Raw genomic sequence first — 24,705 nt, 5'->3', positions numbered from 1 at the left:
CGGCCCGCCCCCCCGCGGGGGGCCCCGGGCCGGCGGGGGGGGGGGGGGGGGGGCCGCGCCCGGGGGGGGGCCCGGGCCGGCGACCCGAATCCGTCCCGCGCCGACCGCGCGGCTCACGCCGCGCGCGTCAGGCCGCCTCCGCCGCTTTCTCCGCCGCCGCGCGCTCCTCGACGGGCCGGCGGCGCAGCCGCGCGTCGCCCACCTCGGGTCCTCGGTAGACCATGTCCATCGCGCCGATGCTCTCGCCCGGTGGCACGATCTCGTCGATGCGGTCGAGGATCTCGTCGGACAGCGTGACGTCCGCGCCCGCGAGCGTGTCCTCCAGCTGCTCCATCGTGCGCGGCCCGGCGATCGCCGAGGTGACGCCGGGATGCGCGGTCACGAAGGCCATCGCGAGGTGCGACAGCGGGATCCCGACCTCGTCGGAGAGCGCGACCAGCTGCTCGACCGCGGCCAGCCTGCGCTCGTCGCGGAAGTGCCGCATGCCCGTGCGCACCGACCGGAAGTTCGCGTTCTCGCCGCCCGCGCGGTACCGGCCGGTCAGCGTCCCGCCCGCGAGCGGGCTGTAGACGAGCGTCCCCATCCCGTAGCGCTGCGCGACGGGCAGGATCTCGGTCTCGATCTGGCGGTCGAGCAGGGAGTAGTTCGGCTGCTCGGTGCGGAAGCGCTCGAACCCGCGCCGCTCGGACACCCACTGGGCCTCCACGATCTCGGAGCCGCGCATCGAGGAGGAGCCGATCGCGCGCACCTTGCCCTGCCGCACCAGGTCGGTGAGGGCGGACAGGGTCTCGTCGATGTCCGTCCCCGGCTGAGGGCGGTGCAGCTGGTAGAGGTCGATGTGATCGGTCTGCAGCCGGCGCAGCGAGCCCTCGACCGCCTGCATGATCCAGTGCCGGGAGGCGCCGCGGTGGGTGATGTCGTCGTCGACGGGACCGGAGAACTTGGTGGCGAGCACCACCGCGTCCCGGCGGCCCTTGAGCGCCTCGCCGACCACGTCCTCCGAGTCGCCGTAGCGGTCCGCGGTGTCGACGAAGGTGATCCCGGCATCCAGGGCCCGGTGGATGATGCGGATTCCCTCGCGGCGGTCGGGGTTGCCGAGCGACCCGAGCATCATCGCCCCGAGGGCGTACGTGCTCACCGGGATCCCTGTTGCTCCGAGTGGACGGTATCGCATGCTGGCACTCCTTTCCGGGCTCCTGCCGAGTCCGTGAGATGATGGAAACGGAACAACGTCCCGCTCTGCATCCCGAATATACGGGACACTGTCCCGTTTAGCAACCGCCGATGGAGGACCCATGCCCCGTGCCGACGCCCAGCGCAACCTGGACGCCCTGCTCCGCGCCGCCAAAGAGGAGTTCGCGGCGAACGGCGTCGACGCCCCGGTGCGCGCCATCGCCGCGCGCGCCGGCGTCGGGACGGCGACGCTCTACCGGCACTTCCCGCTGCGCTCCGACCTGATCGCGGCGGTGTTCCGCCGCGAGATCGACGACGTCACCGAGCTGGCAGGCCGGCTGGCGCGGACGCACTCCCCCGGCGATGCGCTCGAGCTCTGGGTCAGGCGCTACACCGAGTTCGTGGCGACCAAGCACGGTCTCGGCTCCGCCCTGCACTCCGGCGACCCGGCGTACAGCGGCCTGCGCGAGTACTTCGAAGGCAACGCCGGACCGGCCCTGCAGCGGCTCCTGGACGACGCCGCCGACGCCGGAGTCATCCGTCGCGGCATCGACCCGATCGAGCTGATCGGCGCCATCGCGAACCTCTCCGCTCCGCCGCCCGGCTCGGAGCACTCGGAGCGCGCGGGCCGCATGGTCGGCCTCCTGCTCGACGGCCTGCGCTACGGGGCGGCGCCGACCGCGGCTCGCTAGCGGCGAGGGGCGAACCGTTGCGGCGGACACGCACCCGGCGGCCGCAACGACCCGCCCCTCGGCCGCGCGGCTGCGCCGGCGCGATAATGAGGAGATGCCGAAGATCTCCGCCGCGACCGTCGCCGAGCATCGCGCGGCGCAGCGCACCGCCCTGCTGACGGCCGCCGAGCACCTGCTGGAGGAGGCGGGCCTCGCCGGCGTCACCCCGCGCTCCGTCGCCGAGCGCGCGGGGCTCGCGCGCTCCAGCTTCTACGAGTACTTCGGCTCCCGCGACGACATCCTGACCGCCGTCGCCATCGCAGCCTTCGACAGCTGGGGCGCCGAGATCGACGAGATCCTGAGCGCGGTGCCGCAGGAGGAGCGCCTGGTCGCGTACGTCGGGGCGACCATGCGCATGACGGCGGACGGAAAGCATGCGATCGCCGCCACGTTGCAGCAGGCCGAGCTCTCGCCGAGCCGGCACGAGGACATCATGGCGATGCATGCCGCGTTCCTCGGCCCGATCGCGACGCTGCTGCGCGAGGCGGGCGTGCCCGACGCCGACACCCATGCCGTGCTGGTCCAGGGCCTCCTGAACGCCGGCGTCCAGCTCGTCACGCACGGCGTCGACCCGGCGGCGGCGACCGCCACCATCACGACCCTCCTCGAGAAGGGACTGCCCTCCTGCACGTCGATTTGAGATCCGAAGGGCTTGGTGACACACTGTCGGTATGTTTACCGACAGTGTGTCGGTATGTTCATTCGCCTTCTCCCCCAAGGACGTGTCATGTTCCTCGCTTCGCGCGAACTCCGGTTCGCCCGGGGCCGCTTCACGCTGATGGGCCTCGTGATCGCACTGATCGCGGTGCTCGTCGTGCTGCTGTCCGGCCTCTCCTCCGGCCTCGTCAACGACGGTGTGTCCGGCTTGAAATCCCTGCCCGCCACCGCATTCGCCTTCGACAAGGGCACCATCACCGACAACGCCTTCAGCCGCTCTCTGGTCGACCGGAAGCAGCTGACCGCCTGGCAGAAGGCCGACGGTGTCGCCGAGGCGGAGCCGATGGGCGTCAGCATCGTCAACGGCACCGCGGGCCACGACACCCAGGTGGACCTCACCCTGTTCGGCGTGCAGCCGAACGGCTTCCTCTCCCCCGCGGTGTCCAGCGGCACGCGGCTGTCCGCCCCGGACGGGATCGTCGTGTCCGAGACCGCGAAGGACGCCGGGCTGAAACTCGGCAGCACCGTCACCCTCGACCGCAGCGGCGTGCTGCTGACCGTCGTCGGCTTCACGGAAGGACAGGCGACGTTCGGCCACGTCGACGTCGCCTACCTGCCGATCGACACCTGGCGGCTGATCGCTTCGAATACGGCCCCGGCCGGCGCACCGACGCAGGCCGCGATCGACGCGTCCGGCTACGACTACTCCAGCGTCGTCGCCGTGAAGGCGAAGGACGGAGCGAACCCCGACCTCGCCGCCATCGACGCGACCGCCGGCACGATGACGATGACGCGCACCGCCGCGTTCAACGCGTCGCCGGGCTACGAGGCCGAGACCATGACGCTGACGATGATCCAGGTCTTCCTGTACGCCATCTGCGCGCTGGTGGTCGGGGCCTTCTTCACGGTCTGGACGATCCAGCGCTCGCACGAGATCGCCGTGCTCCGCGCCGTCGGCGCATCGACCGGCTACCTGCTGCGTGACAGCCTCGCCCAGGCGGTGATCCTGCTCGTCGGCTTCACGGCGATCGGCGTTGCCGCCGGGGTGGGAATGGGGGCGCTCATGCCCTCCGCCATGCCCTTCGATCTCGAGGCGGCCCCGATCGCCATCGCCTCCCTGCTCACCATCGTGCTCGGCATCATCGGGGCCGGCGTCGCCGTGCTCCGGATCTCCCGTGTCGACCCCATCACCGCCCTCGGAGGACAGCGATGAACACCGCAACACCTGCGCTCGAGATCGTCGACGCCCGCCTGCAGCTCGGCGACGGCGACGCCCGCGTGACCGCCCTCGACGACGTGTCCCTGACGGTCTACCCCGGCGAGTTCGTCGCCATCGTCGGGCCGTCCGGCTCCGGCAAGTCGTCGCTGCTCGCCATCGCGGGGGCGCTCGGGAGACCTGACAGCGGAACCGTCCGCGTCCACGGAACCGACCTCACGACGCTGCGGAAGTCCGCTGCCGCGCGGTTCCGGCTCACGACGATCGGCTTCGTCTTCCAGTCCGGCAATCTGCTGCCGGCGCTGAGCGCCGCCGACCAGCTGCGGCTGACCGCACGGCTCGCCGGCACCCGCGATGTCGACATCGACGCCCTCCTGGGCGCGGTCGGCATGCGTCACCGTGCCGGGAACCGGCCCGGCCAGCTCTCCGGAGGCGAGCGCCAGCGCGTCGGGATCGCCCGCGCCCTGGTGAACAGCCCGTCCCTGCTCCTCGTCGACGAACCGACCGCTGCCCTGGACCGCGCCCGCAGCCACGAGATCGTGAGCCTGCTCGCCGATCGCGCCCACCAGTCCGGCGTCGCGGTCGTCATGGTCACCCACGATCGCGACGTGCTCCAGCACTGCGACCGGGTGCTCGAGATGACCGACGGCCGGCTCGCCGAGCTCGCTGCGGTCGCCTGAGCGGGCGGCAGCGTCACGAAGGCCGGAGCCGCGGGACCTGCGTCCCGCGACTCCGGCCGTTCCGTTCGCTCCGCTCAGGCGCCGACGGCGGTCGCGCGGCGCGCGGCCGTCCCCGCCGTCCAGGTGCGGTAGCCGCCGTCCAGGTTGAGGACGTCGCGGGCGTGCTGGGCGAGGATGCGCGCCGCGGTGTGTCCGCGCTGGCCCACCTGGCAGTGCACGACGACCGGCCCCTCCGGCAGCTCGCCGAGGCGTTCGCGCAGCTCGTCGACGGGGATGTTGACCGCCCCGGGGATCGCACCGGCCGCGTGCTCGCCAGGGCTGCGGACATCCACGAGCGTCGCACCCGCGGCGAGCGCGTCGTCCAGCTCGTGCCACTGGATGGCGCGGGTGGCACCGGTCCGGAGGTTGTCTGCGACATAGCCGAGCTGGTTGACCGGGTCCTTGGCCGAGCCGAACTGCGGGGCGTACGCGAGTTCCAGACGGGCCAGACCGGAAGCGGTGATCCCGCCGGCCATCGCCACGGCGATGACGTCGATCCGCTTGTCGACGCCATCCCCGCCGACGATCTGCGCGCCGAGGATGGCGTCGCTCGCCGGGTCGACCAGCAGCTTCATGGACATCCCCTGCGCGCCGGGGTAGTACGTCGCGTGGGACGCCGGGTGGGTGTGGATGACCCGGTGCCGGCGCCCGGCTGCGACCAGCTGCCGCTCGCTCCAGCCGACCTTCGCGGCGACCATGTCGAACACCTTCACGATCGCTGTGCCGAGCGCCGGGGCGTTGCGCTCGTCGCGACCGGCGATCACATCGGCGACGGAACGCCCGTGCCGGTTGGCGAGCCCCGCCATCGTCACCAGCGTCTCCGCGCCGGAGAGGGCGTCGACCTTCTCGACGCCATCGCCGACCGCGTAGATGTGGGGATCGCTGGTGCGATTGTTCGCGTCGACGGCGATACCGCCGGTCGACCCGAGCCGGAGATCCGCGGAGCGCGCCAGGTCGACGCTCGGCACGACGCCGGAGGCGTCGACGATGAAGTCGGGGCGCAGCCGGGCTCCGTCGCTGAGGAGCACAGCGCCGGCCTCCACCGAGTCGATGGTCACCGACGTGCGCACGTCCACTCCGTGGCTGCGCAGCTGCGCCTCCAGCGGAGCCACCATCTCGGGGTCCAGCGGCGTCAGGATCTGCTCCGAGCGCTGGATGAGCGTCACGTGGATGCCGCGGTGCACCAGATTCTCGACCGCCTCCAGCCCGATGAAGCCCGCTCCGACCACCAGGGCGGACGGGTGGTCCGCCGCGGCCTGCACGAGTGCGCCGATCGCGTCGACGTCCTCCACCGTGCGCAGGGTGTGGGTGGGGATGCCGGGATGCCCGGCGGCCTCCCGCGCCGAGGCGCCGACCGCGAGAACCAGCTCGTCGTAGCCCTCGACGAACGTCTCGCCGGAGGACAGGTCCAGGACCGACACGGTCCGGCCTGCCGGATCGACGCCGATGACCTCGTGCCCGGTCCTCACATCCAGGCGGAACCGGGACGCCAGCGACTGCGGAGTCTGCAGGAGCAGAGCGGAGCGGTCACGGATCACCCCGCCGACGTAGTAGGGCAGCCCGCAGTTCGCGTAGGAGACGTAGGGGCCGCGCTCGAACACGACGATCTCGCGCTGCTCGTCCAGGCGCCGCAAGCGCGTCGCCGCCGACATGCCGCCGGCCACTCCCCCGACGATGATCGTCTTCATTCCAGTCCTTTCGGTCGATTTTGCATACCCTCCCGGGTATCGTACTATACGGAGGGGGGTATACGAAATCCGACCCCGCCCCCTGAAAGGAACCCGACCATGTGCTATCCCGCCACCTGCAACGTCTGCGGCAAGACCACCTGGAGCGGCTGCGGCCAGCATGTCTCCGACGTCCGCAAGCGCGTCCCCGCCAGCCAGTGGTGCAACGGCAACCACACCGACGCCGAGAAGGCCGCAGGCCGCGGCGGCAGCGGCGGCTTCTTCGGGCGCCTGTTCGGACGGGGCTGAATCGTGAGCACCGTCGCCCTCACGTCGGAGACGTTCGGCACGCAGCTCGCGGAGAACGACATCCTGCTCGTCGACTTCTGGGCCGCCTGGTGCGGTCCGTGCCGCGCGTTCGCGCCCGTCTTCGAAGCCGCCTCCGAGAAGCACCCGGACATCGTCTTCGGCAAGGTGGACACCGAGGCGGAGCAGGCTCTGGCCGCCGCCGCCCGGATCACCTCCATCCCCACCCTGATGGCATTCCGCAACGGCATGCTCGTCTTCGCTCAGCCCGGCGCCCTCCCGGCGCCCGCGCTGGAGGACCTGATCCGTCAGGTGCGGGCGATCGACCCGGCCGAACTCACCGTCGCAGAAGCGTCAGCATGACCGGCCTGCCATACCCTGGTGGGCAGAGCAGAGAGAAGGTACCCGTGGCACAGAACCCCGCCCCCGCCGACATGAAGCCGATCCTCAACCGGCTGCGCCGGGCCCAGGGCCAGCTGAACGGCGTGATCACGGCGGTGGAGAACGGCGCCAGCTGTCGCGACGTCGTCATCCAGCTCGCCGCCGTCTCCAGCGCGCTGGACAAGGCCGGCTTCCAGATCATCTCCACCGCGATGCAGAAGTGCCTGAGCGACCCGGAGGACACGACGGACCCGATCACGGTCGAGGAACTCGAGAAGCTGTTCCTCACGCTCGCCTGAGACCGGCCAGGCGGGTATAGCGTCGGCGCATGGCCGCACCCGCCGCTCGACGCTACGCGATCGACGCCTCCACATTGCTGCGGATCGTCACCGGGCCCGTACCGGTCCCGGACGATGTGCAGCTCGTCGCCCCGTCCGGCATCCGCTCGCAGGCGCTCGGCATCCTGCTGAGCCGGGTGCAGGCGGGCGAGCTCACCGACGCCGAGGCCCGCGAGCTGCACACAAGGATGACCGAGTTGCGGATCCGGGCGCTCGGCGACCGGGTGTCGCGCTGGACGGCGTTCCGCCTCGCCCGCGAGCACGGCTGGACGACCACGGCCGACGCCGAGTACCTCGCGGTCGCGCAGTTGCAGGCCGACGCGCTCGTGACCGTCGACCCGCAGCTGGCCGCCCGGGCCGACGGCGTCGTACCGGTGGCCGGGCTGGATGCGCTGGGCGGGTCGGGCGACTGACGGCCCGCCCGCTCGCCCGCACCCGTCCGGTCAGCTCACGGCCTGGGCGGCGTCGGGCCGGCGTGGCGCCAGATCACGGCCTGCGCCACGTATCCGCTCGTCCCATTCCAGGTGAGCGCGGGTCCGCCGTGCAGCTCGTAGCCGAGCTCCAGCGCCTCGCTCACCCGCTCGCAGAACGCCGAGTCGTCCACGCCGGTCAGCAGCCGGTAGCGGGGCAGGGTGCCGTTGGTCGTCTCCATGCCACTCATGGTGCCACGGCGAGGGTGCGGTCGAAGAACGCGGCGATCCGGTCGACCGCCGTCGCCACGTACGGGTCGCGGTCGTACAGGTCGACGTGGCTCGCGCCGTCCACCCAGAGGAACTCCTTCGGCCCGGTGAGGCGCTGGAAGGCGTCGACGGTCATCCACGCGGTGACGGCGCGCGAACCGGTGATCATGAGCACCGGGCGGTCGCCGATCAGCGGCACCTGGACGAACGCGTCGAACGCCGCGAGCTTGTCGACGCTCGCCCAGTCGAAGGTGCGCGCGGCCCGCTCGTGCTCCGCGCGCGGGGTGCGGTAGTACTCGAAGCCCTCCGCCCCGTGCTCGCCGCCCGCCGCACGCGCCTGCTCGATCGTCTCGGCGAACAGCGGGAGGCCCGCGACCTGCTCGCCGGCCGCGACGGCCGTGCGCGCAGCCGCCGCCGCATCCAGCAGTCCCTGGAACACCGCGGGATCCTGCGTCCCGTCCGCGCCGTAGCGGAACTGCCGGGCGACGTCGACGCCGGCGACGGTCGCGAGCGCGCGGATGCGGTGGTCGCCCGCGGTCGCGGCGAGCGAGTACCCGCCGGACGCGCAGACGCCGAGCACGCCGATCCTCCCGTCGTCGACGACGTCGAGCGTGGTGAGGAAGGAAACGGCGGCCTTGATGTCCTCGATGCGCTGGCCCGGGTCCTCGAGTCCGCGCGGGGTCCCGCCGCTCGCGCCCTGGTAGGCCGCATCGAAGGCGAGCGTAACGAAGCCGGCGTCGGCCAGGCGAGAAGCGTACAGGCCGGACGCCTGCTCCTTCACGCTGCTGCCGGGGTGGCCGACGACGAGGGCCGGAGCGCCCGGCTTCACGTCCTCCGGCAGGTACAGGTGGGCAGCGATGCGGATCCCCGCGCTGTCGAAGGCGGCATCGGTTCGCGTTGTCATGTGAGCTCCGTTTCAGGTTCGTCTCGTCCGGCGACTGCCGTGACGCTCCTCCATGCTGGTGAGCGCTGGAGCGGCCCGAAAGCGGCGGGTTTCTGCCGGGGAAGGATCCTGCCCTCCCTGGATCGCCGCCGTCACGGAAGACTGATGGCATGACCGATCGAGCCCAGCTGCAGGAGTTCGGAGCGTTCCTGAAGGCCACCCGCGCCAGACTGCTCCCCGCCGACGTCGGCCTGCCCGAGACGGCAGGGCACCGCAAGGTCGCCGGCCTCCGCCGCGAGGAGGCGGCGGCCGTCGCCGCGATCAGCGTCGACTACTACACGCGCCTCGAACAGGGCAGGGTCCGTCCGTCGACCGCGGTGCTCGGGGTGCTCGCGCGCGCCTTCCGGCTGGACGACGACCAGCGGGACTACCTGTTCGAGGTGGCACGGGCGGCCGAGGCGCCGCGTCGCCGCCGGCCGCGGCAGCCGGTGCGCCCCGCGATGCGGCGCCTGCTCGACCAGCTCCCGAACACGCCGGCGATCGTCCTCGGCAGACGGCTGGACGTGCTCCAGTGGAACGAGGCGGCCGCGGCGCTCTTCCTGGACTTCGGGCAGCTGCCCCCGCAGCGGCGCAACTACCTGCGCATCCTGTTCCTCGACCCCGGCGTGCGCGCGATGCACCTGCAGTGGGAGCACGACGCGCGCGATGCCGTCGCCGCGCTGCGGATGGAGGTCGCGGCCGATCCCGACGACCCGGAGCTCGCGGAGCTGGTCGACGACCTCTCCCGGCGCGACGCCGACTTCCGCACCTGGTGGGCCGAGCGGCACGTCAACTCGGCCACCTACGGCACGAAGCGCTACCGGCACCCGACGGTCGGCGACCTCGTCCTCGACTGCGACACCTGGCAGAGCCCGGACGGCAGCGGCCAGCGCCTGATGGTGCTCACCGCCGAGAACGGGAGCCCCTCCGCCGACGCCCTGCGCATCCTCACCTCGTGGGCCGCGAGCGCCACGGCGCCCGGGCGGGAGGTGCGGCGGTGAGCACCTGGACGGCGGCGCAGCTCCGCCGGTTCGGCGACGCCCGCTCGCTGGTGCTCACCGCCGGCGCGTCCGACGAGCGCGTCGAACTCGGGATGGTCGTGGTCGGCGGGGACGTGTTCGTGCGGGCGTTCCGCGGCGAGGCCTCGCTCTGGTACCGCGCCGCCGTCGCCCACCGCAGCGGCTCCGTCGTCGTGGGCGATGACCGCTTCGAGGTCGGCTACGAGCCGGCGGCCGGCGACGACGACGCCATCGAGGCGGCGTACCGCGAGCGCTACGGATCGACGGCCGCGATGGTGGCGACGCCGGAGGCGCGCGCGGCCACGCTGCGGATCGTGCCTGTTGCGCCGACGAGAGAGTGAGTGTACAGTCACTCTCATGTCACAGCGATCCGGAATCCTCTCCACAGCGGAGGAGCGCCGCCCCCTCGTCGCCGCAGCCGCGCTCCGGGCGTTCGCCCGTCGCGGCTACCACAGCACAACGGTCGCGGACGTCGCCAGGGAGGCGCAGATCTCCCCCGCGTACGTCTTCAAGCTGGTGCCGTCGAAGGAGTCGCTGTTCGTCGTCGCGCTCGAACTCTGCTTCCGGGAGGTGCTGGAGGCGCTGCGCCGCGGCGCCGACGCCGCCCCGGACCAGACTCCCGCCGGCGTGCTGGACGCGATGGGCGGGGCCTACGCGGAGCTGATCCGCGACCGCACCCTGCTCCTGCTCCAGGTGCACGCGCAGTCGGTGGCCGACATCCCCGAGATCGGTTCCGCGCTGCGCACCGGCCTCGCCGAGGTCACCCGGTTCGCCGCCGAGCGCAGCGGGGCCGACCCGGCCGCCGTCCAGCAGTTCATCGCCTTCGGGCAGCTCTGCCACCTCATCGTGACCGCCCAGATCGACGACATCGACGCCGACTGGGCGCGCACCCTCTCCCGGGGCATCCGGCACCCGGAGTAGATCCCACGGCGGCGGCGCCCCGTGCCGTTCGCTTCTCTATTAGTGAGTGAACAATCACTCTATCGGAAAGGAACCGCTCATGTCCGCACCCACCCTCCCGCTCGCGGCCGGCACCGAGACCGCCGCACCGCGCAGCTCCCGGCGCTGGCTCGCGCTCAGCGTGCTCGCCCTCGCCCAGTTCCTCGTCGTGCTCGACGCCTCCATCGTCAACATCGCCTTGCCCGTCCTCGGCGAGCAGCTGCGGATGGACACGGCGGCGCTGGCCTGGGTCATCACCGCGTACGTGCTCGCGTTCGGCGGCCTGCTCCTCCTCGGCGGACGGCTTGCCGACCGGTACGGCCACCGGCGCGTCTTCCTGGCCGGCGTCGCGGGCTTCGTCGCGGCGTCCGCGCTGGCCGGGCTCTCGGTGACCAGCGGGATGCTGCTGGCCGCGCGCGCCGCGCAGGGCGCCTCCGCCGCGCTGCTCGCCCCGGCAGCACTCGCCCTGCTGACCCACCTGTTCCCCGACACCCGCGAGCGCACCAAGGCGCTCGGCGTCTGGGGCGGCGTCGCCGGCATCGGATCGGCGGCCGGCGTCCTGCTCGGCGGCGTGCTCACCGGCGCGCTCGGCTGGCAGGCCGTCTTCTTCGTGAACGTCCCCGTCGGCGCGCTCGTCCTCATCGCCATCCCGCTCCTGATCACGCGCGACCGCGGCGGCGTGCGCGGCCGGCTGGACGTGCCGGGCGCCGCCACCGTGACCGCCGCCCTGGTCTCGGCCGTCGGCGCGCTCTCCGCGGTCGACCAGCTCGGCTTCGCCCACCCGCTGACCATCGGTCTCGCGGTGGCCGCGGTCGCACTCGGCACCGCCTTCGTGCTCATCGAGCGCCGGTCCCCCGAACCGCTGGTCCCGCTCGCCGTGTTCCGCAACCGCAACCTCACCGTCGGCAACATCGTCATGCTGCTGGTGGGGGCCGCGATGGTCGCGCTGTTCTTCGCCCTGTCGGTCTACATGCAGGCGGTGCTCCACTACGACGCGCTGGTGACCGGCATCAGCCAGCTGCCGCTCGCCGGGGCGCTCGTGCTCGTCGCAGGGGTCGCGCCCGCCGTCATCGGCAGGATCGGCGCCAAGCCGACCCTGATCGGCTCGCTGCTGCTGCTCGCCGCCGGCCTGGTCTGGCTCGCCGCTGCCCCGGCGGACGCGCAATTCGTCGCCCAGCTGCTCGGCCCGAGCATCCTGATCGGGGTCGGCCTCGGCGGCGCGTTCGTCACCACGACGCAGCTCTCGGTGGACGGCGTCGACGGCGGGGAGGCCGGCCTGGCCGGCGGCCTCGTCAACACCTCTCAGCAGGTCGGCGGGGCGCTCGGGCTGGCCGTCCTCTCGACCGTGGCGACGGTCCGCACCGACGCCCTGCTCACGGCCGGGGTCCCCGCCCCGGAGGCGGTCACGAGCGGGTTCTCCTGGCTGTTCCTCGGCGCGGCAGCGATCGCGGTCGCGGCAGCGGGCGTCGCCGCAGCGGTGCGCTCGCGCCGCTGATCGACGGCCGATGGGCGCCGGGCGTGCTCCGCCCGGCGCCCATCACCGCACGTTGTCCGGTTCGGGGATCTCCCCCGGCCGGTACTTCGGCAGCCGGGACGCGGGGATGATCGCGATGGCGGAGACGCCGGCGAGGATGAGGAGGCCCAGCTTGAGCGCGCTCAGGCGGGCCTCCTCATTGACGGCGACGGCCGCATCCACCTGGGCGGGCGTCGCGTCGGTGCGCTCCAGCGCGGTGCGGAGGTCGTCGTTGCTGAGGAAGTTGACGTTGTCGAGGTCCACCTGCGCGACGAGCGACGGGGGCAGCTCCTTGTGGTCGACGACCGCCTGGCCGACGTTGAGCCCGAGGATCGTGACCAGGAGAGCGCCGGCCAGCGCCGTGCCGACGGCCGAGGCGAGGTTCTGCGTGGTGCCGCGCACCGAGCCGACGTCGCCGGCGAGCTTCTTCGGCGCCGCGGTGACCAGCACGTTGAACACCAGCGTCACCAGCGCGCCCTGGCCGATGCCGAAGACGATGAGCCCGAGGATGGTCGGCAGCGTCTCCCAGTTGTTCGTCACCACGAACGCCAGCCAAACGAGCGCGACGGTCGTGAGCATGAACGAGAACACGCCGATCGTGCGCGGGGCGAACCGGGAGTAGAACCGCACGATCAGGGTCGCGACGATGAACACGGTGAGGTTGAACGGCATCATCGCCAGCGACGTGTCCAGCGGCGTCCGGCCCTGGACGATCTGGATGTAGAGCGGCACCGTGAAGTTGAGCGCGGCCTCCAGGGCCACCACGACGAACATCGCGTAGACCGCCGCCCGCTCGCGCGGCGACCCGAGGACCGACAGGCTCACCAGCGGCACCTTGCCCGCGCGCGTGCGGCGTCGCGTCCAGAAGAAGAACGCTTGGCCGAGGATCAATCCGAGCAGGATGAACACGGGCGCCGGCGACAGCCCGAGGATGTCGAACGGTGCGTCGGGGCGCGCGAGCAGCACGCCCCACGCGTTGAGGTTGTTGAAGCCGAGCGTGAGCAGCACGATCGCGGCGCCGATGAGGATCGCGGCGACCACGTCGATCTTCACGCTCCGGTCCGGCCCGTCGCCGCGCAGCCGGAAGCTGAGCAGGAAGACGAGGACAGCGAGCGCGAGCACGATGAGGAACACCGGCCGCCAGCCGATGAAGGTGCCGAGCGCGCCGCCGATCAGGAACGCGCTGACGCCGGAGATGGCCCTGGCCGACCCGAGCGAGCCGACCGCTGTCGCCTGCTGGGAGCCGTGGTAGTTCTCGGCGATCAGGGCGACGAGGGAGGGCACGATGATCGCGGCGGACGCTCCGGCGAGCGCCTGCGCGGCGATGGCCCAGCCGACGGAGGGCGCGAGCACCATCGTCAACGCCGAGACAGCGAAGACGGCCACCACGACCCGGAAGATGAGCACCCAGCCGACCCGCTGCCCGAGCTTGGCGCCGAGCATCACGAGCGCCGCGACCGCCAGCCCGTAGGTGACGATCGCGCTGCTGACGGTCGTCGGCGGGACGCCGAAGTCCTGCACCATGCCGCCGAGCGACACGGGGAGCGCCGCCACGTTGAACGACATCAGCACCTGGGCGAAGAAGAGGCCGACCATCGGCGCCCAGGAGGTGCGGGTCGTGGTCTGCTCCGCGGTGGTCTCGGTCATCGCTGTTTCCCTTCCGTTGCCCGTGCGTCGATGGAGGCGAAGATGTTGAGTCCGAGGGTCCGCGAGAGGTAGGCGGTCGCCCGCTCGCCGCGGACGCTGTTCCCCGCCTCGTCCAGCCGCGGGGAGAACGTGCCGATCGCGCCCTTGCCTGGTGCGACGGCGACGATGCCCCCCGACACCCCGGACTTCGCGGGCAGACCGATCTGGAACAGCCACTCGCCCGAGCGCTCGTACAGCCCGTTCGCCGCCAGCACCGCGAGCGTGTCCCGCGCGACCTCGGCGGAGACCACTCGCTCGCGCGTCACCGGGTTCACCCCGCCGTCGGCGAGGGTGGCGCCCATCACCGCGATGTCGCGCGCGGTCACCAGCAGCGAGCACTGGCGCGTATAGAGCTCCACCGTCTCGCCGGGGTCGGCGTCCAGGCGCCCGTAGCTCTGCAGCAGGCGGGCCAGCGCCTGGTTGCGGGAGTTCGTGGCCGACTCCGACACGAACACCCGCTCGTCGACCTCCAGCTCGCGACCGGCGAACCGCGACAGGCCGGCCTGGATCGACTCCCACTTCTCGGCGGCCGTCGCACCCGGGACCAGCGCCGTGGAGGCGATCGCGCCCGCGTTCACCATCGGGTTCATCGGGTGGCCGCCGTTGAGCTCGAGCGCGATCACGGAGTTGAACGGCAGGCCCGTGTTGTCCACCCCGACCAGCTCGCCGATCCGCTCGTGCCCAAACTCCTCGCAGACCAGCGCGTAGACGAACGCCTTCGAGATCGACTGGATCGAGAACGCGACGCCGGTCTCGCCGACCTCGTGCAGCGCCCCTCCGGTCTCCGCAACGGCGATCCCGAACCACGCCGGGTCCGCCTCGGCGAGCACCGGGATGTAGTCCGCGACCGTCCCGTCGTCGACGGCGCGGTACCGCGCGTGCGCTGCGCGGGCCAGCTCCTCCACCCGCTCCCAGCCCGGCAGGGCTCCCGTGGCGGCCTCTTGGAGGACGCCCTCGGTGTCCGTGTTCAGCATCCCGCTCCCCTGATCGTGCGCTCACCCGACCTGCCGTTGCCAGTCTGCACGAAAGCAGCGGCTGTAGTAAGCCGGCTTGTCACTGGGGTGCGCTCGACGCCGCACCCGGCGAGCGCCGCGGACTACCGCTTGGGCAGGATCTCCTGCTCGGGGATGCGGCCCGCCTGATCGAGGCCATCGCCGACCCCATCGGGAACCCGGCCGGCGTCGCGTACCGGGCGAAGAAGGCGGGGCGGAACCGGGTGTCGCTGTGAGCCGCCGGCTCTAGCCCCGCCCCCCTCCCCACCGTTCGCCGCCCGCGTCAACCGCCTTTCCGGGCGGCGGCCGCGGGGCCTACGGTCCGGGCATGACGACATACACCGCGACCCGGTCCATCAACGGCGACACCGACGCCTACTTCGCGTACATCGCGGACCCCGAGAACCTGCCCCAGTACTTCCCGCACATGGTCAGCGCCCACTCCCAGCCCGACGGGACGGTGGAGACGACGGCTCACGTCGACACCGACCGCGACGGCGAGGAGGAGACGGTCACCTCGGACGCCCGCTTCGACGCCGACTTCGCCGCCCGCGAGATCCGCTGGTCCGCTCCCGGTCCCCACGACTACAGCGGCTCCCTGCGCCTCGACGACGACACCGCACACCTCACGATCGACACGACCGAGGACATCCCCGGCATCCAGCAGGCGCTGGACGACGCCCTCGCCGCGATCGCGGAGAACCTGGAGAAGAAGGGGTAGGTCGGGCGCGCCGTTCGGGAACGGTTGCGTCACGCCGCGATCCCGGTTATAACTAACAAGTTAGTTGTATCGGAGGAGCTGGCATGGCGAACACGAGCGGCACGGTTCGACGCAATGCGGCGGAGACGACGGCGCGACTGATCGCCGCGGCGCGAGCGGAGTTCGCGGAGCGCGGCTACGACGGCGCCAGGATCGACAGGATCAGCACGGCCTCCGGCCTCAATCGAGCCCTGCTGTTCCAGCGCTTCGGTGACAAGGAAGGCCTCTACCGCGCCGTGCTGACAGAGGTCGCCGCGGAGGCGGCCCGCTCCCGGTCCGCGCTAGTCGCCGCGGCCTCCCCGCCCCGGACGCGCGACGAGTTCGCGGGCGTGCTGCGCGAGCTCACGCGCGCGACCGCGGACTTCCTCCGCCTGCACCCGGAGGCGGCGCGCATCCTGGCCTGGGAGCGCGCCTCCGGCTGGGCGGCCTTCACGGCGGTTCACGTCGAGGCGGACGACGGCGGGGCGCGCGCGATCCTCTCGTGGTTCCGCGACGCGGGCGAGCGCGGATGGCTCCGGTCGGAGTCCGACGGCGACCGGCAGGTCCGGCTGGTGCTCGAGCTCGTCACCGCGCTGAGCGGCGAGGATCCGGAGTTCATCGTCGCCGCGGTCGCCGCCGCACTGCTGAATCAGCCGGAGCAGCGATGACACCCATCCCCGTCCCCGCAGAGCTCTCCCCCGTCGAACGCTCCGCCCTGCTGCCCATCCTCGGCCGAGCCCGCGACGCCGGCGCCAAGGAGCCGATTCTGGGCGACGAGTGGGCGCGCACCGTCGTCGCATCGCTCGCCGTCGACTGGGACGCCCTCGGGATGCCCCGCAAGGAGTCCTTCAGCGTCGCCGTGCGCGGGAGGCTCATCGACGACGCGTGCCGGGCGTTCCTGGCCGACCATCCGGACGGCGCAGTGCTCGACCTGGGCTGCGGACTCGACGACCGCGCCCAGCGGGTGTCGCCACCGCAGGGCTCCGCCTGGTTCGACTTGGACCTGCCGGGTGTCCTCGCTCTGCGTCGACGGCTCCCCATGCGGACGCCGGTCGATGCCGACTATCGGGAGGTCGCCGCCGATGCGACCACCGACGGCTGGCTGGCGGAGCTGCCCGACGACAGGCCACTGGCCGTCCTCGCCGACGGGTTCTTCCCGTTCCTCCCGGCCGCGGCGGCGCGACGGCTCGTGCAGCGACTGATCGACCGGGTGCCGGGCGGCGAGCTGGTCATGAACGGATACACGACGCTCGCGCGCTCCCTGATGCCGCGGGTCAAGGCCATCCGCGATCTCGGCGTCGACACCGCCGCCGGGACCGCGTTCGACGACCCGCACGAGCCGGAGCGCTGGCATCCGCGGCTCCGGCTCGCGCAACGGACGATGCTCAGCGCGTCCCCGTACGCCGCGCGGATGCCGTGGGCGCTGCGGGCGGGCGTCCGCCTGATGAACGCGGTGCCGCGCCTGGCGGACCGCAGCGATCTGGGCGTGCTGCGCTACACGTTCTAGGCAACGAGAGAAGGGGAATTCCATGAAGCTCGCAGTCGCCGGGGGCACCGGGGTCGTCGGGACGCACGTCGTCGAGGCCGCACGGGCAGCAGGGCACGAGGTGGTCGCACTGACGCGCAGCAGCGGCGTCGACCTCGTCGCGGGAACCGGGCTGGACACCGCGCTCGACGGGGTCGACGCGGTCATCGACACCGCGAACATCTCGACGCTGAACGCGGCCAAGGCGACGGCGTTCTTCCGCTCCGCGAGCGGGAACCTCCTGTCCGCGGCCGCGCGCGCCGGCGTCCGGCACGTCATTCTGCTCTCCATCGTCGGGGTCGACAGGAACCCGCACGACTACTACGCGGGGAAGCTCGCCCAGGAGCAGGTGTACCGCGAGTCTGCGCTGCCGTGGAGCATCGTCCGCGCCACGCAGTTCCACGAGTTCGCCGCCCAGATGTTCGACAGCGCCCGACTCGGCCCCCTCCACCTCGCTCCCCAGGCCCGCATCCAGCCGATCGCCGCGCGCGAGGTGGGGGCGTTCCTGGCCGGCACGGCCGACCGGGCGGCGAGCGGGAGCGTCGTCCAGCTGGCCGGCCCGCGCGAGGAGGACCTCGCCGACATGATCGTCCGCTTCGCGCGAGCCACCGGCCATCGTGGGCCGGTGATCCCCGCCGCTCTGCCCGGACGCCAGCTGAAGGGGATGCGCGCCGGGCTCAACCTCCCCGTCGGCGACGCCACCCTCGGCACCGCGACCTTCGATGAATGGCTGGCCCAGCGGGCGGTCTGAATGCGAGCGCGGTAACCTCGCGGCGTGACCCACGATGAGCGACCCTTTCAGGTCTTCGCATCCGGGGGCGGCCACCCCCGGGGCGGGCTGCCGGACCCCTCCGCGGTTCAGGTGCAGCTCCCCCCGTTCGGTTTCGGCGCGGAGCGGGCGCGCGAGCTCTTCGTCGCGGCCGTCGAGAGACAGCACGCGGCGCTCACTCGCTACGCCGCGGCATTGCAGGCCGCGGCGGGCGACGTGACCGCCCCCGCGGTGCGGGACGCGGCAGCGGAACTGCACGACGCCCTCCGGCAGCTGCCGATCGCGCACCAGGCCTACGCGGGCGCCGGGATCCCTCCGGCCCGGTCGGAGCCCGCCGCGGCACCATCGCCGATCGCGTCGAGCGTGCGCGGCGAGGGCGCGCTCGGGGTGCATCCCGACATGCTCACGGCGATCCAGGGAGACACCTCGCAACGCTGGGAGCTCGCGGGGGCGGAGCAGCTGCCCCTGGCCGTCGAGGTCGCCCTGGCCGCCGACCCCGACCCGCAGGTCCGGGCATCGTTCCTGATGGGACCCACGCGGTCGCGGACCGTCGTGCTGCTGATGGAGCAGCGCGAGACGGACCCTGACGTCCTCCGCCTACTCGCCCAGCAGAGCTACGCGAGCCCGGACCGGAAGCTCCCCCTGGTGCTCGCGGAGCTGGCCCAGCGGGAGCTGCAGGGTCTCTACGAGCTCCTCGGGCTCGACGCCGACCGGATCCGCCGCGCGAATGCGCGGTGGGGGCAGGCGCAGGAGCGCAGGGAGCGCATCACCGTCGGAGACGCCCTGCGCGAGATCGGCGGGGAGGCGGGGACGAGCCGGTAGGCGGTGGGATCGATGAGTCGCCTGAGCGACTCCCGGAAAGAGGGCGCGCGGTATGTTCAGCGCGCGGCGGCCGGGCGCTCTGGGGCGACAGCCAGCGACGCCCCGATGATGCCCCAGAGCCGGGTGACGTCGCCAGGGAGCCGGTCCAGCCGGCCGAGTTCGTGGCCGATCATGTAGGCGCCGAAGAAGGCCTGGACGGCGACGGCGGCGATCTCGCGTGGGTCGATGCCGTCCAGCCCCCGGTCCTCGAGCTCCTGGGCGACGAAGACGGCGACGAGCTCCGTCCAGCGCGCGTACGGGTTGTCCTCCGGGGCCGGAGGGAGCACGGTCTGCGTGAGCTTCATGGCCGCGCGCACCCGGACGTCGTCCGCGAAGACCCGCCCGACGCGCTGGGTCAGCTCCTCCGCCGCGGCCAGGCCGCGCAGGCCGGTGCCCGTCACCTCGGCGACGATGACCGGCCAGTTCGTGTACTTCTCGTCCACGAGCGCCCGCGCGATGTCGAGCTTCGACCGGAAGTGGAAGTACACCGCGCCCTTGGTGGCTCCGGTGCGCTCCACGATCCGCTCCAGCCGCGCGCCCTCATAGCCGAGCTCGTCGAACTCGTGCGCTGCCGCATCCAGGATCGCCAGTCGAGTGCGCTCCGCCCGTTCCTGTTTCGCCATCCGCAGCCGCCTGTTCCCGCACCGATCGGTCACCCGACTCTAGCGCGGAAAACGTACCGCTCGACAGGATTCCGTGATCCGGCAGCGTGTCCTCGTCCTCGCGCGGCGGCGCGGACGCGGCGGCTCAGCGCGCCGCGGAGGCGGCCTCGACGATCGACGCGCAGGCGTCGCTCGGGCGGCGCGCCGGATCGATCGCGGCGAGCAGGGTGCCGGAGATCTCGGCCAGCTGGGCGATCTGGTCCGCGGTCAGTGCCGTCAGCAGCCGATCGCGCACAGCCTCCAGATGCCCGGGGGCCGCGGTCGCCACCAGCGCTTCGCCGCTCTCGGTGAGCACGGCGTTCGTCGCCCGACCGTCCTCCTCGCATGGAACGCGAGCCACCAGGCCGCGCGCCTCCAGCCGGTTCATCACGTGGCTGAGCCGGGATGCCGACGCGTTCGTCGCAGCGGCGAGCGCACTCAGCCGCATCCGTCGCTCCGGCTCCTCGGCCAGCCGGGTGAGCACGAAGTGCTCGTAGTGGTTCGATGCCGAGTCCCGCGATGCCTCGCTGTCCAGCACGGGCGGCAGCACTTGCGTGAGCGCGACCAGGCCGAGCCACGCATCGCGCGCGGCTGTGTCCCCTGCTGTGTCGTCACTCATGGCGACCAGTCTAGCAAACAACTTGACGCTTCAACTAAAGATGGCTACATTAGTTGAAGATTCAACTAAATCGGCTTCGGCCACGAAAGGAAGCAGCATGACCACCGTCTCCATCATCGGCAAGGGATCCATGGCCAACGCGATCGGCGGTGCCATCGCCTCCGGCGGCAGCACCGTCGACTACCTCGGACGCGAAGGCGGCACCGTCACGGGCGATGTCGTGGTGCTCGCTGTGCCGTACCCCGAGGTCGACGCCGTGCTCGCCAGCTACGGCGACGCGCTCGCCGGCAAGATCGTCGTCGACATCACCAACCCGCTCGACTTCGCGACCTTCGACGCGCTGGTGGTCCCCGCCGACAGCTCCGCCGCCGCGGTGATCGCCGAGAAGCTCCCCGGCTCCACCGTGCTCAAGGCCTTCAACACCACCTTCGCGGCCACGCTGTCCTCGAAGACGGTCGGCAGCCTGCCGACCACCGTGCTCATCGCCGGTGACGACGACAGCGCGAAGGCGACGCTCGCCGAGCTCATCACCGCGGGCGGCCTGCGCGCGATCGACGCCGGCCCCCTCAAGCGCGCCCGCGAGCTCGAGGCGCTCGGCTTCCTGCAGATCACCCTCGCCGCCGGCGAGAAGATCTCCTGGACCGGCGGGTTCGGCCTCGCCGACTGAGCGCGGCGGCGAGCACACCCCGCCCTACCAGGGCACGGGGCCGGTGCGGTCGGTGAACGTCCCGGTCGCCGCACCGGCCCCGCCCGTCGCGAGGCGGACGATCGCGTCGGTGCCCTCCTCGACCGTCTGGGTTCCGGTGAACCGGTTGAGGTCCGTCGCGGTGAATCCGGGGTCGACCGCATTGAACCGGACGGCAGGGATCGCCCGCGCGTACTGGACGGTCGCCATGGTCAGCGCGGCCTTCGACGAGCTGTAGGCGACGCTCCCGAAAGGCGCCCACTCGGACCGGGTCATCTCGTGGAACGAGCCGAGGCCGCTGGAGACGTTGATCACCGACGGCGCCTGCGCCGCCAGCAGCAGCGGCAGGAAGGCGTGGATCACCCGGACGGGGCCGAACACGTTCGCCTCGAACACGCGCTGCACCTCGGCGGCGGTGAGCTGGTCCGCCGGAGAACCCCCGCCGCCGACCCCCGCGTTGTTGATCAGGACATCGACCCGGCCGGCTTCCGCCCGCAACGTGGCGGCAGCGGAGTCCACGGACGCGTCGTCCGTCACGTCGAGGTGGACGAAGCGCGCTCCGAGTTCGGCGGCCGCCGTCCGACCACGGCCGGCATCACGTGCGCCGATCCAGACGTCGTGGCCGAGCGCCAGCAGGCGGCGGGCGGATTCGAATCCGAGGCCCTTGTTGGCCCCGGTGATGAGAGTGATGGTCATGCGGCCATCGTCACCGCGCTCTGCCCAGCGCCCCAGGCACCCCGTGTCCGGAGGACTCGCAGTACCACCCTCGGCGATCCGGACGCGCGCATACTGGACGGGTGTCATCCGGAAACGAACTCGGCGTCGCGCTGCGCGCGTGGCGGGAGCGCGTCCGCCCGGAAGCCGCCGGCCTGCCCGCCGACCGCGGCCGCCGGATCCCGGGCCTCCGACGGGAAGAGGTCGCCCTGCTCGGCGGCATCTCGGTCGACTACCTGGTGCGGCTGGAACAGGGGCGCGCCCGGAATCCGTCTGCTCAGGTGCTCGCCGCGCTGGCGCGCGTGCTGCGGCTCAGCGCGGCGGAGATCGACCTGTTCTACCGGCTGGCCGGCGCGTCGGCTCCCCCGGCGGGATCGATTCCGGCCGCCATTCCGCGCGCCGTCCGGCTGATGGTGGACCGGATGTCCGACACGCCGCTCGCCGTCTTCACCGCGGCATGGGACACCGTCGAGACCAACGCGCTCTGGCGGGCGCTGATCGGCGAGACCGCGGATCCGGACACCCGTGCGCGAAACCTGATCTGGCGGCACTTCGCCGCACCGGACGCGACGTCGCGCGTCGAGCGCACGGCGGACGAGCGGGACGCGTTCGAGCGCGAGCTGGTCGCCGACCTGCGCCGCGCCTCCGAACGCTACCCGGACGACCGGGCGGTGTCCGAGCTCACGGAAGCGCTGCTGGCGGCGAGCCCGCGGTTCGCCGAGCTGTGGGGCCGCTTCGAGGCGACGACGAACGCGCCGGGCCGCAAGACGATCGTCCACCCGGAGCTCGGGCCGCTCACCGTGGACTGCGATGTCCTCACCCTCGACGGCAGCGACCTGCGCATCGTGATGTACTCGGCCCCTCCCGGTACCCGGGAGAACGACCTGCTGCGACGCCTCGCCGAGTTCCCGGTCTGAACCGAGGAGAGGCGGCGTGGCCGCCCCTGCGGTGGCTACTCGGCGATCACGACCCTGGTGCCCTGCCCGACCGCGGACTCGAGCGTCGCCGCGCCCGAGCCGGGCGTCGTGACGACCACGTCGAAGTCCTGCAGGGAGGCGATCTGGAAAGCGCCGTCGCCGGGGAACTTGAGCGACGTCGCCACCAGGATGGTCCGGTCCGCGGCCCGGCACATGCGGTGCTTGATCGTCGCCTCCTGATTGAGGTCGGTCACCACGGACCCGTCCGGCAGGACGCCGCCGCTGCTGATCACCGCGACGTCCGCGTGGATCAGGGCGAGCATCTGCTCGGTGAGCGGGCCGGAGACGGTGCCGGGCTTCGAGCCGACCGCCCCGCCCAGCAGGATGAGGGTGCAGGCAGGGTCGTCGCCGAGCACCCGCAGGATCCACAGGTTGTTGGTGACGATCGTCACCGGCCGGTCGCGGAGATGCCGCGCGAGCGCGAGCGTCGTGTGCCCGATGTCGAGGAGCACGACATCGCCGTCCCGGATGAGTCCTGCCGTCGCGGCGGCGATAGTGCGCTTCTCGCCGGCATCGGCGTCCCGGTCTTCGAGCTCGTCGCCCGGCGCTTCCGGCACGGTCGCGCCGCCGTGCACGCGGCGCACACTGCCGGCGAGCTCGAGGCGTTCCAGGTCACGCCGGATGGTGGTGCCGCTGACGTCGAACAGGGTAGACAGCTCCTCGACCGTGACACTGCCGGCCGCGCGGACCCGGTCAACGATGCCCTGCTCGCGTTGATGCGTCAGCATGCGCTCTCCTCTCAGATGTGAGCAGCTACAGAGTCTCGGTGCTCATTTTCGCTCATATGAACGCTGTATGAACGCCAATTGGCGCTCATTTGAAACCTGTTCCTCAGCTATCGCCACGAACGTGCATCCGGATTAGCGTGAGACCGCTCGTCCCCGAACCGGACGCAGCGACGTCCACTCACTCTCCCCCTCCCCCTCAGGAGCGCTTTCGTGAAAACCTCCCGCCTACTCGCCTCCCTCGCGGTCGTCACGGCCGCGGGCCTCGCCTTGGCCGGCTGCGCGCAGAGCAGCTCGGCCGCATCGTCCACCGACGGCGCGGACAAGAAGCTCACCGTCTTCCTCAGCGCGGACACCAACATCCAGGACCTCTGGCAGAAGACCCTCATCCCCGCGTTCGAGAAGGCCAACCCTGGCTACACGGTCTCCGTGGACTTCGACCTCCACGGCCTCCACGACCAGCAGACCGTTGCGAAGCTCACCGCCGCCACCCTGCAGAAGAAGGATCCCGGTTACGACCTGGTCGACGCCGGCTTCGTCGCGCAGGTCGCCGCGTCGGGTCTGCTGACGAAGGTCACCAGTGCCGAGGTCCCCGGCCTCGCCGACGTGCCGAAGGATCTCGTCGCCGCCGGCGGCAACGGCGGCATCCCCTACCGCGGCTCGAGTGTCGTGCTCGCCTACGACACCAAGACCGTCCCGACCCCGCCGAAGACCCTCGACGACCTGCTCGCCTGGATCAAGGCGCACCCGGGCAAGTTCGCCTACAACTCGCCAGACACCGGCGGCAGCGGAGCGGCGTTCGTCTCGACGGTCCTCGACCAGAACCTCTCCGACGCCGACCGCACCAAGCTGGTCACGGGCACCGACCCGAGCGTGGAGAGCGGATGGGACAAGGGCTTCGCCACGCTGGCCTCCCTCAACCCGTACGTCTACCAGAAGGGCGTCTACCCGAACGGCAACAACCAGGTCCTCGACCTGCTCTCCAGCGGTCAGATCTCGGTGGCCCCGGTGTGGAGCGACCAGTTCATCACCGGCCACAAGAACGGCCAGATCCCGGCGAACATCGCCTACACGCAGATCTCCGACCCGTCCTTGACCGGCGGCGCAAGCTACCTCGGCATCCCGTCCGCCTCGCCGCGTACGGCCGGCGCAGAGAAGCTGGTGTCCTGGCTGCTCACGCCGGAGGCGCAGGGCCTGGTCTCCGACAGCATCTCGGGTTACCCGGTGATCGCTCTGGACAAGCTGCCCGCCGCGTCGCAGGCACTGTTCAAGGACGCGGACATCGCGCACCTGCGCCCGTCGTACTTCGCGACGGTCTCCGCGGACATGAACAAGGCGTGGGCCCAGAAGGTCCCCGGCAAGTAATGGTCTCCGCCACCGCCACCCCGGCGGCGACCACCGCGGATCGCGGCGCGCACCACGCGTCGCGGTCCGCGGCGGCGGGGGGGGCGCGCGCCCTGCCGCCGGGAGGCGGGATCGCCCGCTGCGGCGGCGTGCCCCGCGGGGGCGGG

At 72.0% G+C, this 24,705-nt stretch carries 30 protein-coding genes; 20 read left to right on the top strand and 10 right to left on the bottom strand.

Annotation, left to right across the window (positions count from 1 at the left end; genetic code table 11):
- Window positions 1-127: 127 nt before the first annotated feature.
- Window positions 128-1,174, bottom strand: coding sequence for an aldo/keto reductase (locus tag ACTHMF_RS16550; protein WP_314146114.1), 1,047 nt, complete (start codon window positions 1,172-1,174; stop codon window positions 128-130).
- Window positions 1,175-1,295: 121 nt separating this feature from the next.
- On the opposite strand from ACTHMF_RS16550, the gene ACTHMF_RS16545 reads away from it, so the two are divergent.
- The 4 genes from ACTHMF_RS16545 (at window position 1,296) to ACTHMF_RS16530 (ending at window position 4,457) form a co-directional block, all read left to right on the top strand.
- The gene (locus ACTHMF_RS16545) at window positions 1,296-1,865 is read left to right on the top strand and encodes a TetR/AcrR family transcriptional regulator (RefSeq protein ID WP_314146113.1); all 570 of its coding nucleotides are present in this window, start codon (window positions 1,296-1,298) and stop codon (window positions 1,863-1,865) included.
- A gap of 94 nt (window positions 1,866-1,959) precedes the next feature.
- Window positions 1,960-2,544 carry a TetR/AcrR family transcriptional regulator gene (locus tag ACTHMF_RS16540; RefSeq protein WP_440319105.1) on the top strand — a complete coding sequence of 195 codons (585 nt, stop codon included), beginning with the start codon at window positions 1,960-1,962 and terminating at the stop codon, window positions 2,542-2,544.
- A gap of 87 nt (window positions 2,545-2,631) precedes the next feature.
- Window positions 2,632-3,774: an ABC transporter permease gene (locus ACTHMF_RS16535; protein WP_314146111.1), complete on the top strand. Its 1,143-nt coding sequence runs from the start codon at window positions 2,632-2,634 to the stop codon at window positions 3,772-3,774.
- Window positions 3,771-4,457, top strand: coding sequence for an ABC transporter ATP-binding protein (locus ACTHMF_RS16530; RefSeq protein ID WP_440319103.1), 687 nt, complete (start codon window positions 3,771-3,773; stop codon window positions 4,455-4,457). Before ACTHMF_RS16535 ends, ACTHMF_RS16530 begins: the two co-directional genes overlap by 4 nt.
- Window positions 4,458-4,531: 74 nt before the next feature.
- On the opposite strand, the gene ACTHMF_RS16525 is transcribed toward ACTHMF_RS16530, so the two are convergent.
- Window positions 4,532-6,184: an FAD-dependent oxidoreductase gene (locus ACTHMF_RS16525; protein WP_440319101.1), complete on the bottom strand. Its 1,653-nt coding sequence runs from the start codon at window positions 6,182-6,184 to the stop codon at window positions 4,532-4,534.
- A 99-nt stretch (window positions 6,185-6,283) separates the two neighbouring features.
- Here ACTHMF_RS16525 and ACTHMF_RS16520 point away from each other — a divergent pair, with 99 nt between their 5' ends.
- The 4 genes from ACTHMF_RS16520 to ACTHMF_RS16505 all read left to right on the top strand — a co-directional run bounded on the left by ACTHMF_RS16520 (window position 6,284) and on the right by ACTHMF_RS16505 (window position 7,601).
- Complete coding sequence (locus ACTHMF_RS16520; protein WP_440319100.1) at window positions 6,284-6,472, top strand: hypothetical protein; 189 nt, start codon at window positions 6,284-6,286, stop codon at window positions 6,470-6,472.
- Between the two features lie 3 nt (window positions 6,473-6,475).
- Window positions 6,476-6,832 carry a thioredoxin gene (gene trxA, locus ACTHMF_RS16515; protein WP_440319098.1) on the top strand — a complete coding sequence of 119 codons (357 nt, stop codon included), beginning with the start codon at window positions 6,476-6,478 and terminating at the stop codon, window positions 6,830-6,832.
- A 71-nt stretch (window positions 6,833-6,903) separates the two neighbouring features.
- Complete coding sequence (locus tag ACTHMF_RS16510) at window positions 6,904-7,149, top strand: metal-sensitive transcriptional regulator (RefSeq protein ID WP_314146117.1); 246 nt, start codon at window positions 6,904-6,906, stop codon at window positions 7,147-7,149.
- 29 nt (window positions 7,150-7,178) lie between these two features.
- Window positions 7,179-7,601 carry a type II toxin-antitoxin system VapC family toxin gene (locus ACTHMF_RS16505; protein WP_440319097.1) on the top strand — a complete coding sequence of 141 codons (423 nt, stop codon included), beginning with the start codon at window positions 7,179-7,181 and terminating at the stop codon, window positions 7,599-7,601.
- A 35-nt stretch (window positions 7,602-7,636) separates the two neighbouring features.
- On the opposite strand, the gene ACTHMF_RS16500 is transcribed toward ACTHMF_RS16505, so the two are convergent.
- Both ACTHMF_RS16500 and ACTHMF_RS16495 read right to left on the bottom strand, forming a co-directional pair.
- Window positions 7,637-7,840, bottom strand: a complete 204-nt coding sequence (locus ACTHMF_RS16500) for a DUF1737 domain-containing protein (protein WP_314146105.1) — start codon at window positions 7,838-7,840, stop codon at window positions 7,637-7,639.
- Between the two features lie 5 nt (window positions 7,841-7,845).
- On the bottom strand, window positions 7,846-8,772 hold the full coding sequence (locus tag ACTHMF_RS16495; RefSeq protein ID WP_440319095.1) for an alpha/beta hydrolase: 927 nt from the start codon (window positions 8,770-8,772) through the stop codon (window positions 7,846-7,848).
- A gap of 149 nt (window positions 8,773-8,921) precedes the next feature.
- Here ACTHMF_RS16495 and ACTHMF_RS16490 point away from each other — a divergent pair, with 149 nt between their 5' ends.
- From ACTHMF_RS16490 to ACTHMF_RS16475, 4 genes are all read left to right on the top strand, one after another.
- On the top strand, window positions 8,922-9,791 hold the full coding sequence (locus ACTHMF_RS16490) for a helix-turn-helix domain-containing protein (protein WP_440319093.1): 870 nt from the start codon (window positions 8,922-8,924) through the stop codon (window positions 9,789-9,791).
- Window positions 9,788-10,150 (top strand): DUF2255 family protein, encoded by a 363-nt coding sequence (locus ACTHMF_RS16485; RefSeq protein ID WP_440319091.1) that lies wholly within the window; start codon window positions 9,788-9,790, stop codon window positions 10,148-10,150. The genes ACTHMF_RS16490 and ACTHMF_RS16485 overlap by 4 nt, the downstream gene beginning before the upstream one ends.
- Before the next feature lie 16 nt (window positions 10,151-10,166).
- The gene (locus ACTHMF_RS16480; RefSeq protein WP_440319089.1) at window positions 10,167-10,730 is read left to right on the top strand and encodes a TetR/AcrR family transcriptional regulator; all 564 of its coding nucleotides are present in this window, start codon (window positions 10,167-10,169) and stop codon (window positions 10,728-10,730) included.
- A 79-nt stretch (window positions 10,731-10,809) separates the two neighbouring features.
- Window positions 10,810-12,243 (top strand): MFS transporter, encoded by a 1,434-nt coding sequence (locus ACTHMF_RS16475; protein WP_440319087.1) that lies wholly within the window; start codon window positions 10,810-10,812, stop codon window positions 12,241-12,243.
- 42 nt (window positions 12,244-12,285) lie between these two features.
- Here ACTHMF_RS16475 and ACTHMF_RS16470 read toward each other — a convergent pair whose 3' ends face one another.
- Window positions 12,286-13,908 carry an MFS transporter gene (locus ACTHMF_RS16470; RefSeq protein ID WP_440319086.1) on the bottom strand — a complete coding sequence of 541 codons (1,623 nt, stop codon included), beginning with the start codon at window positions 13,906-13,908 and terminating at the stop codon, window positions 12,286-12,288.
- Window positions 13,905-14,921 (bottom strand): glutaminase A, encoded by a 1,017-nt coding sequence (gene glsA, locus ACTHMF_RS16465; RefSeq protein ID WP_440319084.1) that lies wholly within the window; start codon window positions 14,919-14,921, stop codon window positions 13,905-13,907. Before glsA ends, ACTHMF_RS16470 begins: the two co-directional genes overlap by 4 nt.
- 346 nt (window positions 14,922-15,267) lie before the next feature.
- Between glsA and ACTHMF_RS16460 the strand changes: the two genes are divergently transcribed.
- The 5 genes from ACTHMF_RS16460 to ACTHMF_RS16440 all read left to right on the top strand — a co-directional run bounded on the left by ACTHMF_RS16460 (window position 15,268) and on the right by ACTHMF_RS16440 (window position 18,794).
- The gene (locus ACTHMF_RS16460) at window positions 15,268-15,660 is read left to right on the top strand and encodes an SRPBCC family protein (RefSeq protein WP_440319082.1); all 393 of its coding nucleotides are present in this window, start codon (window positions 15,268-15,270) and stop codon (window positions 15,658-15,660) included.
- A gap of 83 nt (window positions 15,661-15,743) precedes the next feature.
- Window positions 15,744-16,346 (top strand): TetR/AcrR family transcriptional regulator, encoded by a 603-nt coding sequence (locus ACTHMF_RS16455; RefSeq protein WP_440319080.1) that lies wholly within the window; start codon window positions 15,744-15,746, stop codon window positions 16,344-16,346.
- Window positions 16,343-17,185 carry a class I SAM-dependent methyltransferase gene (locus ACTHMF_RS16450; RefSeq protein WP_440319078.1) on the top strand — a complete coding sequence of 281 codons (843 nt, stop codon included), beginning with the start codon at window positions 16,343-16,345 and terminating at the stop codon, window positions 17,183-17,185. Before ACTHMF_RS16455 ends, ACTHMF_RS16450 begins: the two co-directional genes overlap by 4 nt.
- Before the next feature lie 22 nt (window positions 17,186-17,207).
- A complete protein-coding gene (locus tag ACTHMF_RS16445; protein ID WP_440319076.1) occupies window positions 17,208-17,954 on the top strand; it encodes an SDR family oxidoreductase in 747 nt (248 codons plus the stop codon).
- A gap of 111 nt (window positions 17,955-18,065) precedes the next feature.
- The gene (locus ACTHMF_RS16440) at window positions 18,066-18,794 is read left to right on the top strand and encodes a hypothetical protein (RefSeq protein ID WP_440319074.1); all 729 of its coding nucleotides are present in this window, start codon (window positions 18,066-18,068) and stop codon (window positions 18,792-18,794) included.
- Between the two features lie 56 nt (window positions 18,795-18,850).
- Here the strand turns inward: ACTHMF_RS16440 and ACTHMF_RS16435 are convergent, their stop codons facing one another.
- On the bottom strand, window positions 18,851-19,456 hold the full coding sequence (locus ACTHMF_RS16435) for a TetR family transcriptional regulator (RefSeq protein ID WP_440319072.1): 606 nt from the start codon (window positions 19,454-19,456) through the stop codon (window positions 18,851-18,853).
- A gap of 124 nt (window positions 19,457-19,580) precedes the next feature.
- On the bottom strand, window positions 19,581-20,093 hold the full coding sequence (locus tag ACTHMF_RS16430) for a MarR family winged helix-turn-helix transcriptional regulator (protein ID WP_440319070.1): 513 nt from the start codon (window positions 20,091-20,093) through the stop codon (window positions 19,581-19,583).
- Between the two features lie 97 nt (window positions 20,094-20,190).
- On the opposite strand from ACTHMF_RS16430, the gene ACTHMF_RS16425 reads away from it, so the two are divergent.
- A complete protein-coding gene (locus ACTHMF_RS16425; protein ID WP_440319069.1) occupies window positions 20,191-20,760 on the top strand; it encodes an NADPH-dependent F420 reductase in 570 nt (189 codons plus the stop codon).
- Window positions 20,761-20,784: 24 nt separating this feature from the next.
- Here ACTHMF_RS16425 and ACTHMF_RS16420 read toward each other — a convergent pair whose 3' ends face one another.
- The gene (locus ACTHMF_RS16420) at window positions 20,785-21,474 is read right to left on the bottom strand and encodes an SDR family NAD(P)-dependent oxidoreductase (protein WP_440319067.1); all 690 of its coding nucleotides are present in this window, start codon (window positions 21,472-21,474) and stop codon (window positions 20,785-20,787) included.
- Window positions 21,475-21,575: 101 nt separating this feature from the next.
- Here ACTHMF_RS16420 and ACTHMF_RS16415 point away from each other — a divergent pair, with 101 nt between their 5' ends.
- Entirely contained in the window at window positions 21,576-22,409 is an 834-nt protein-coding gene (locus ACTHMF_RS16415) for a helix-turn-helix domain-containing protein (protein WP_440319065.1), read from the top strand.
- 35 nt (window positions 22,410-22,444) lie between these two features.
- On the opposite strand, the gene ACTHMF_RS16410 is transcribed toward ACTHMF_RS16415, so the two are convergent.
- Window positions 22,445-23,197 carry a DeoR/GlpR family DNA-binding transcription regulator gene (locus tag ACTHMF_RS16410; protein WP_440319064.1) on the bottom strand — a complete coding sequence of 251 codons (753 nt, stop codon included), beginning with the start codon at window positions 23,195-23,197 and terminating at the stop codon, window positions 22,445-22,447.
- 210 nt (window positions 23,198-23,407) lie between these two features.
- Here ACTHMF_RS16410 and ACTHMF_RS16405 point away from each other — a divergent pair, with 210 nt between their 5' ends.
- The gene (locus ACTHMF_RS16405) at window positions 23,408-24,559 is read left to right on the top strand and encodes an extracellular solute-binding protein (protein ID WP_440319062.1); all 1,152 of its coding nucleotides are present in this window, start codon (window positions 23,408-23,410) and stop codon (window positions 24,557-24,559) included.
- Window positions 24,560-24,705: the final 146 nt, after the last annotated feature.

The sequence above is a fragment of the Leifsonia sp. genome, from assembly GCF_051955155.1.
GTDB lineage: Bacteria > Actinomycetota > Actinomycetes > Actinomycetales > Microbacteriaceae > Leifsonia.
Note: the sequence above shows the minus strand (reverse complement) of the source record. Positions and strands in the feature narration are given on the sequence as shown.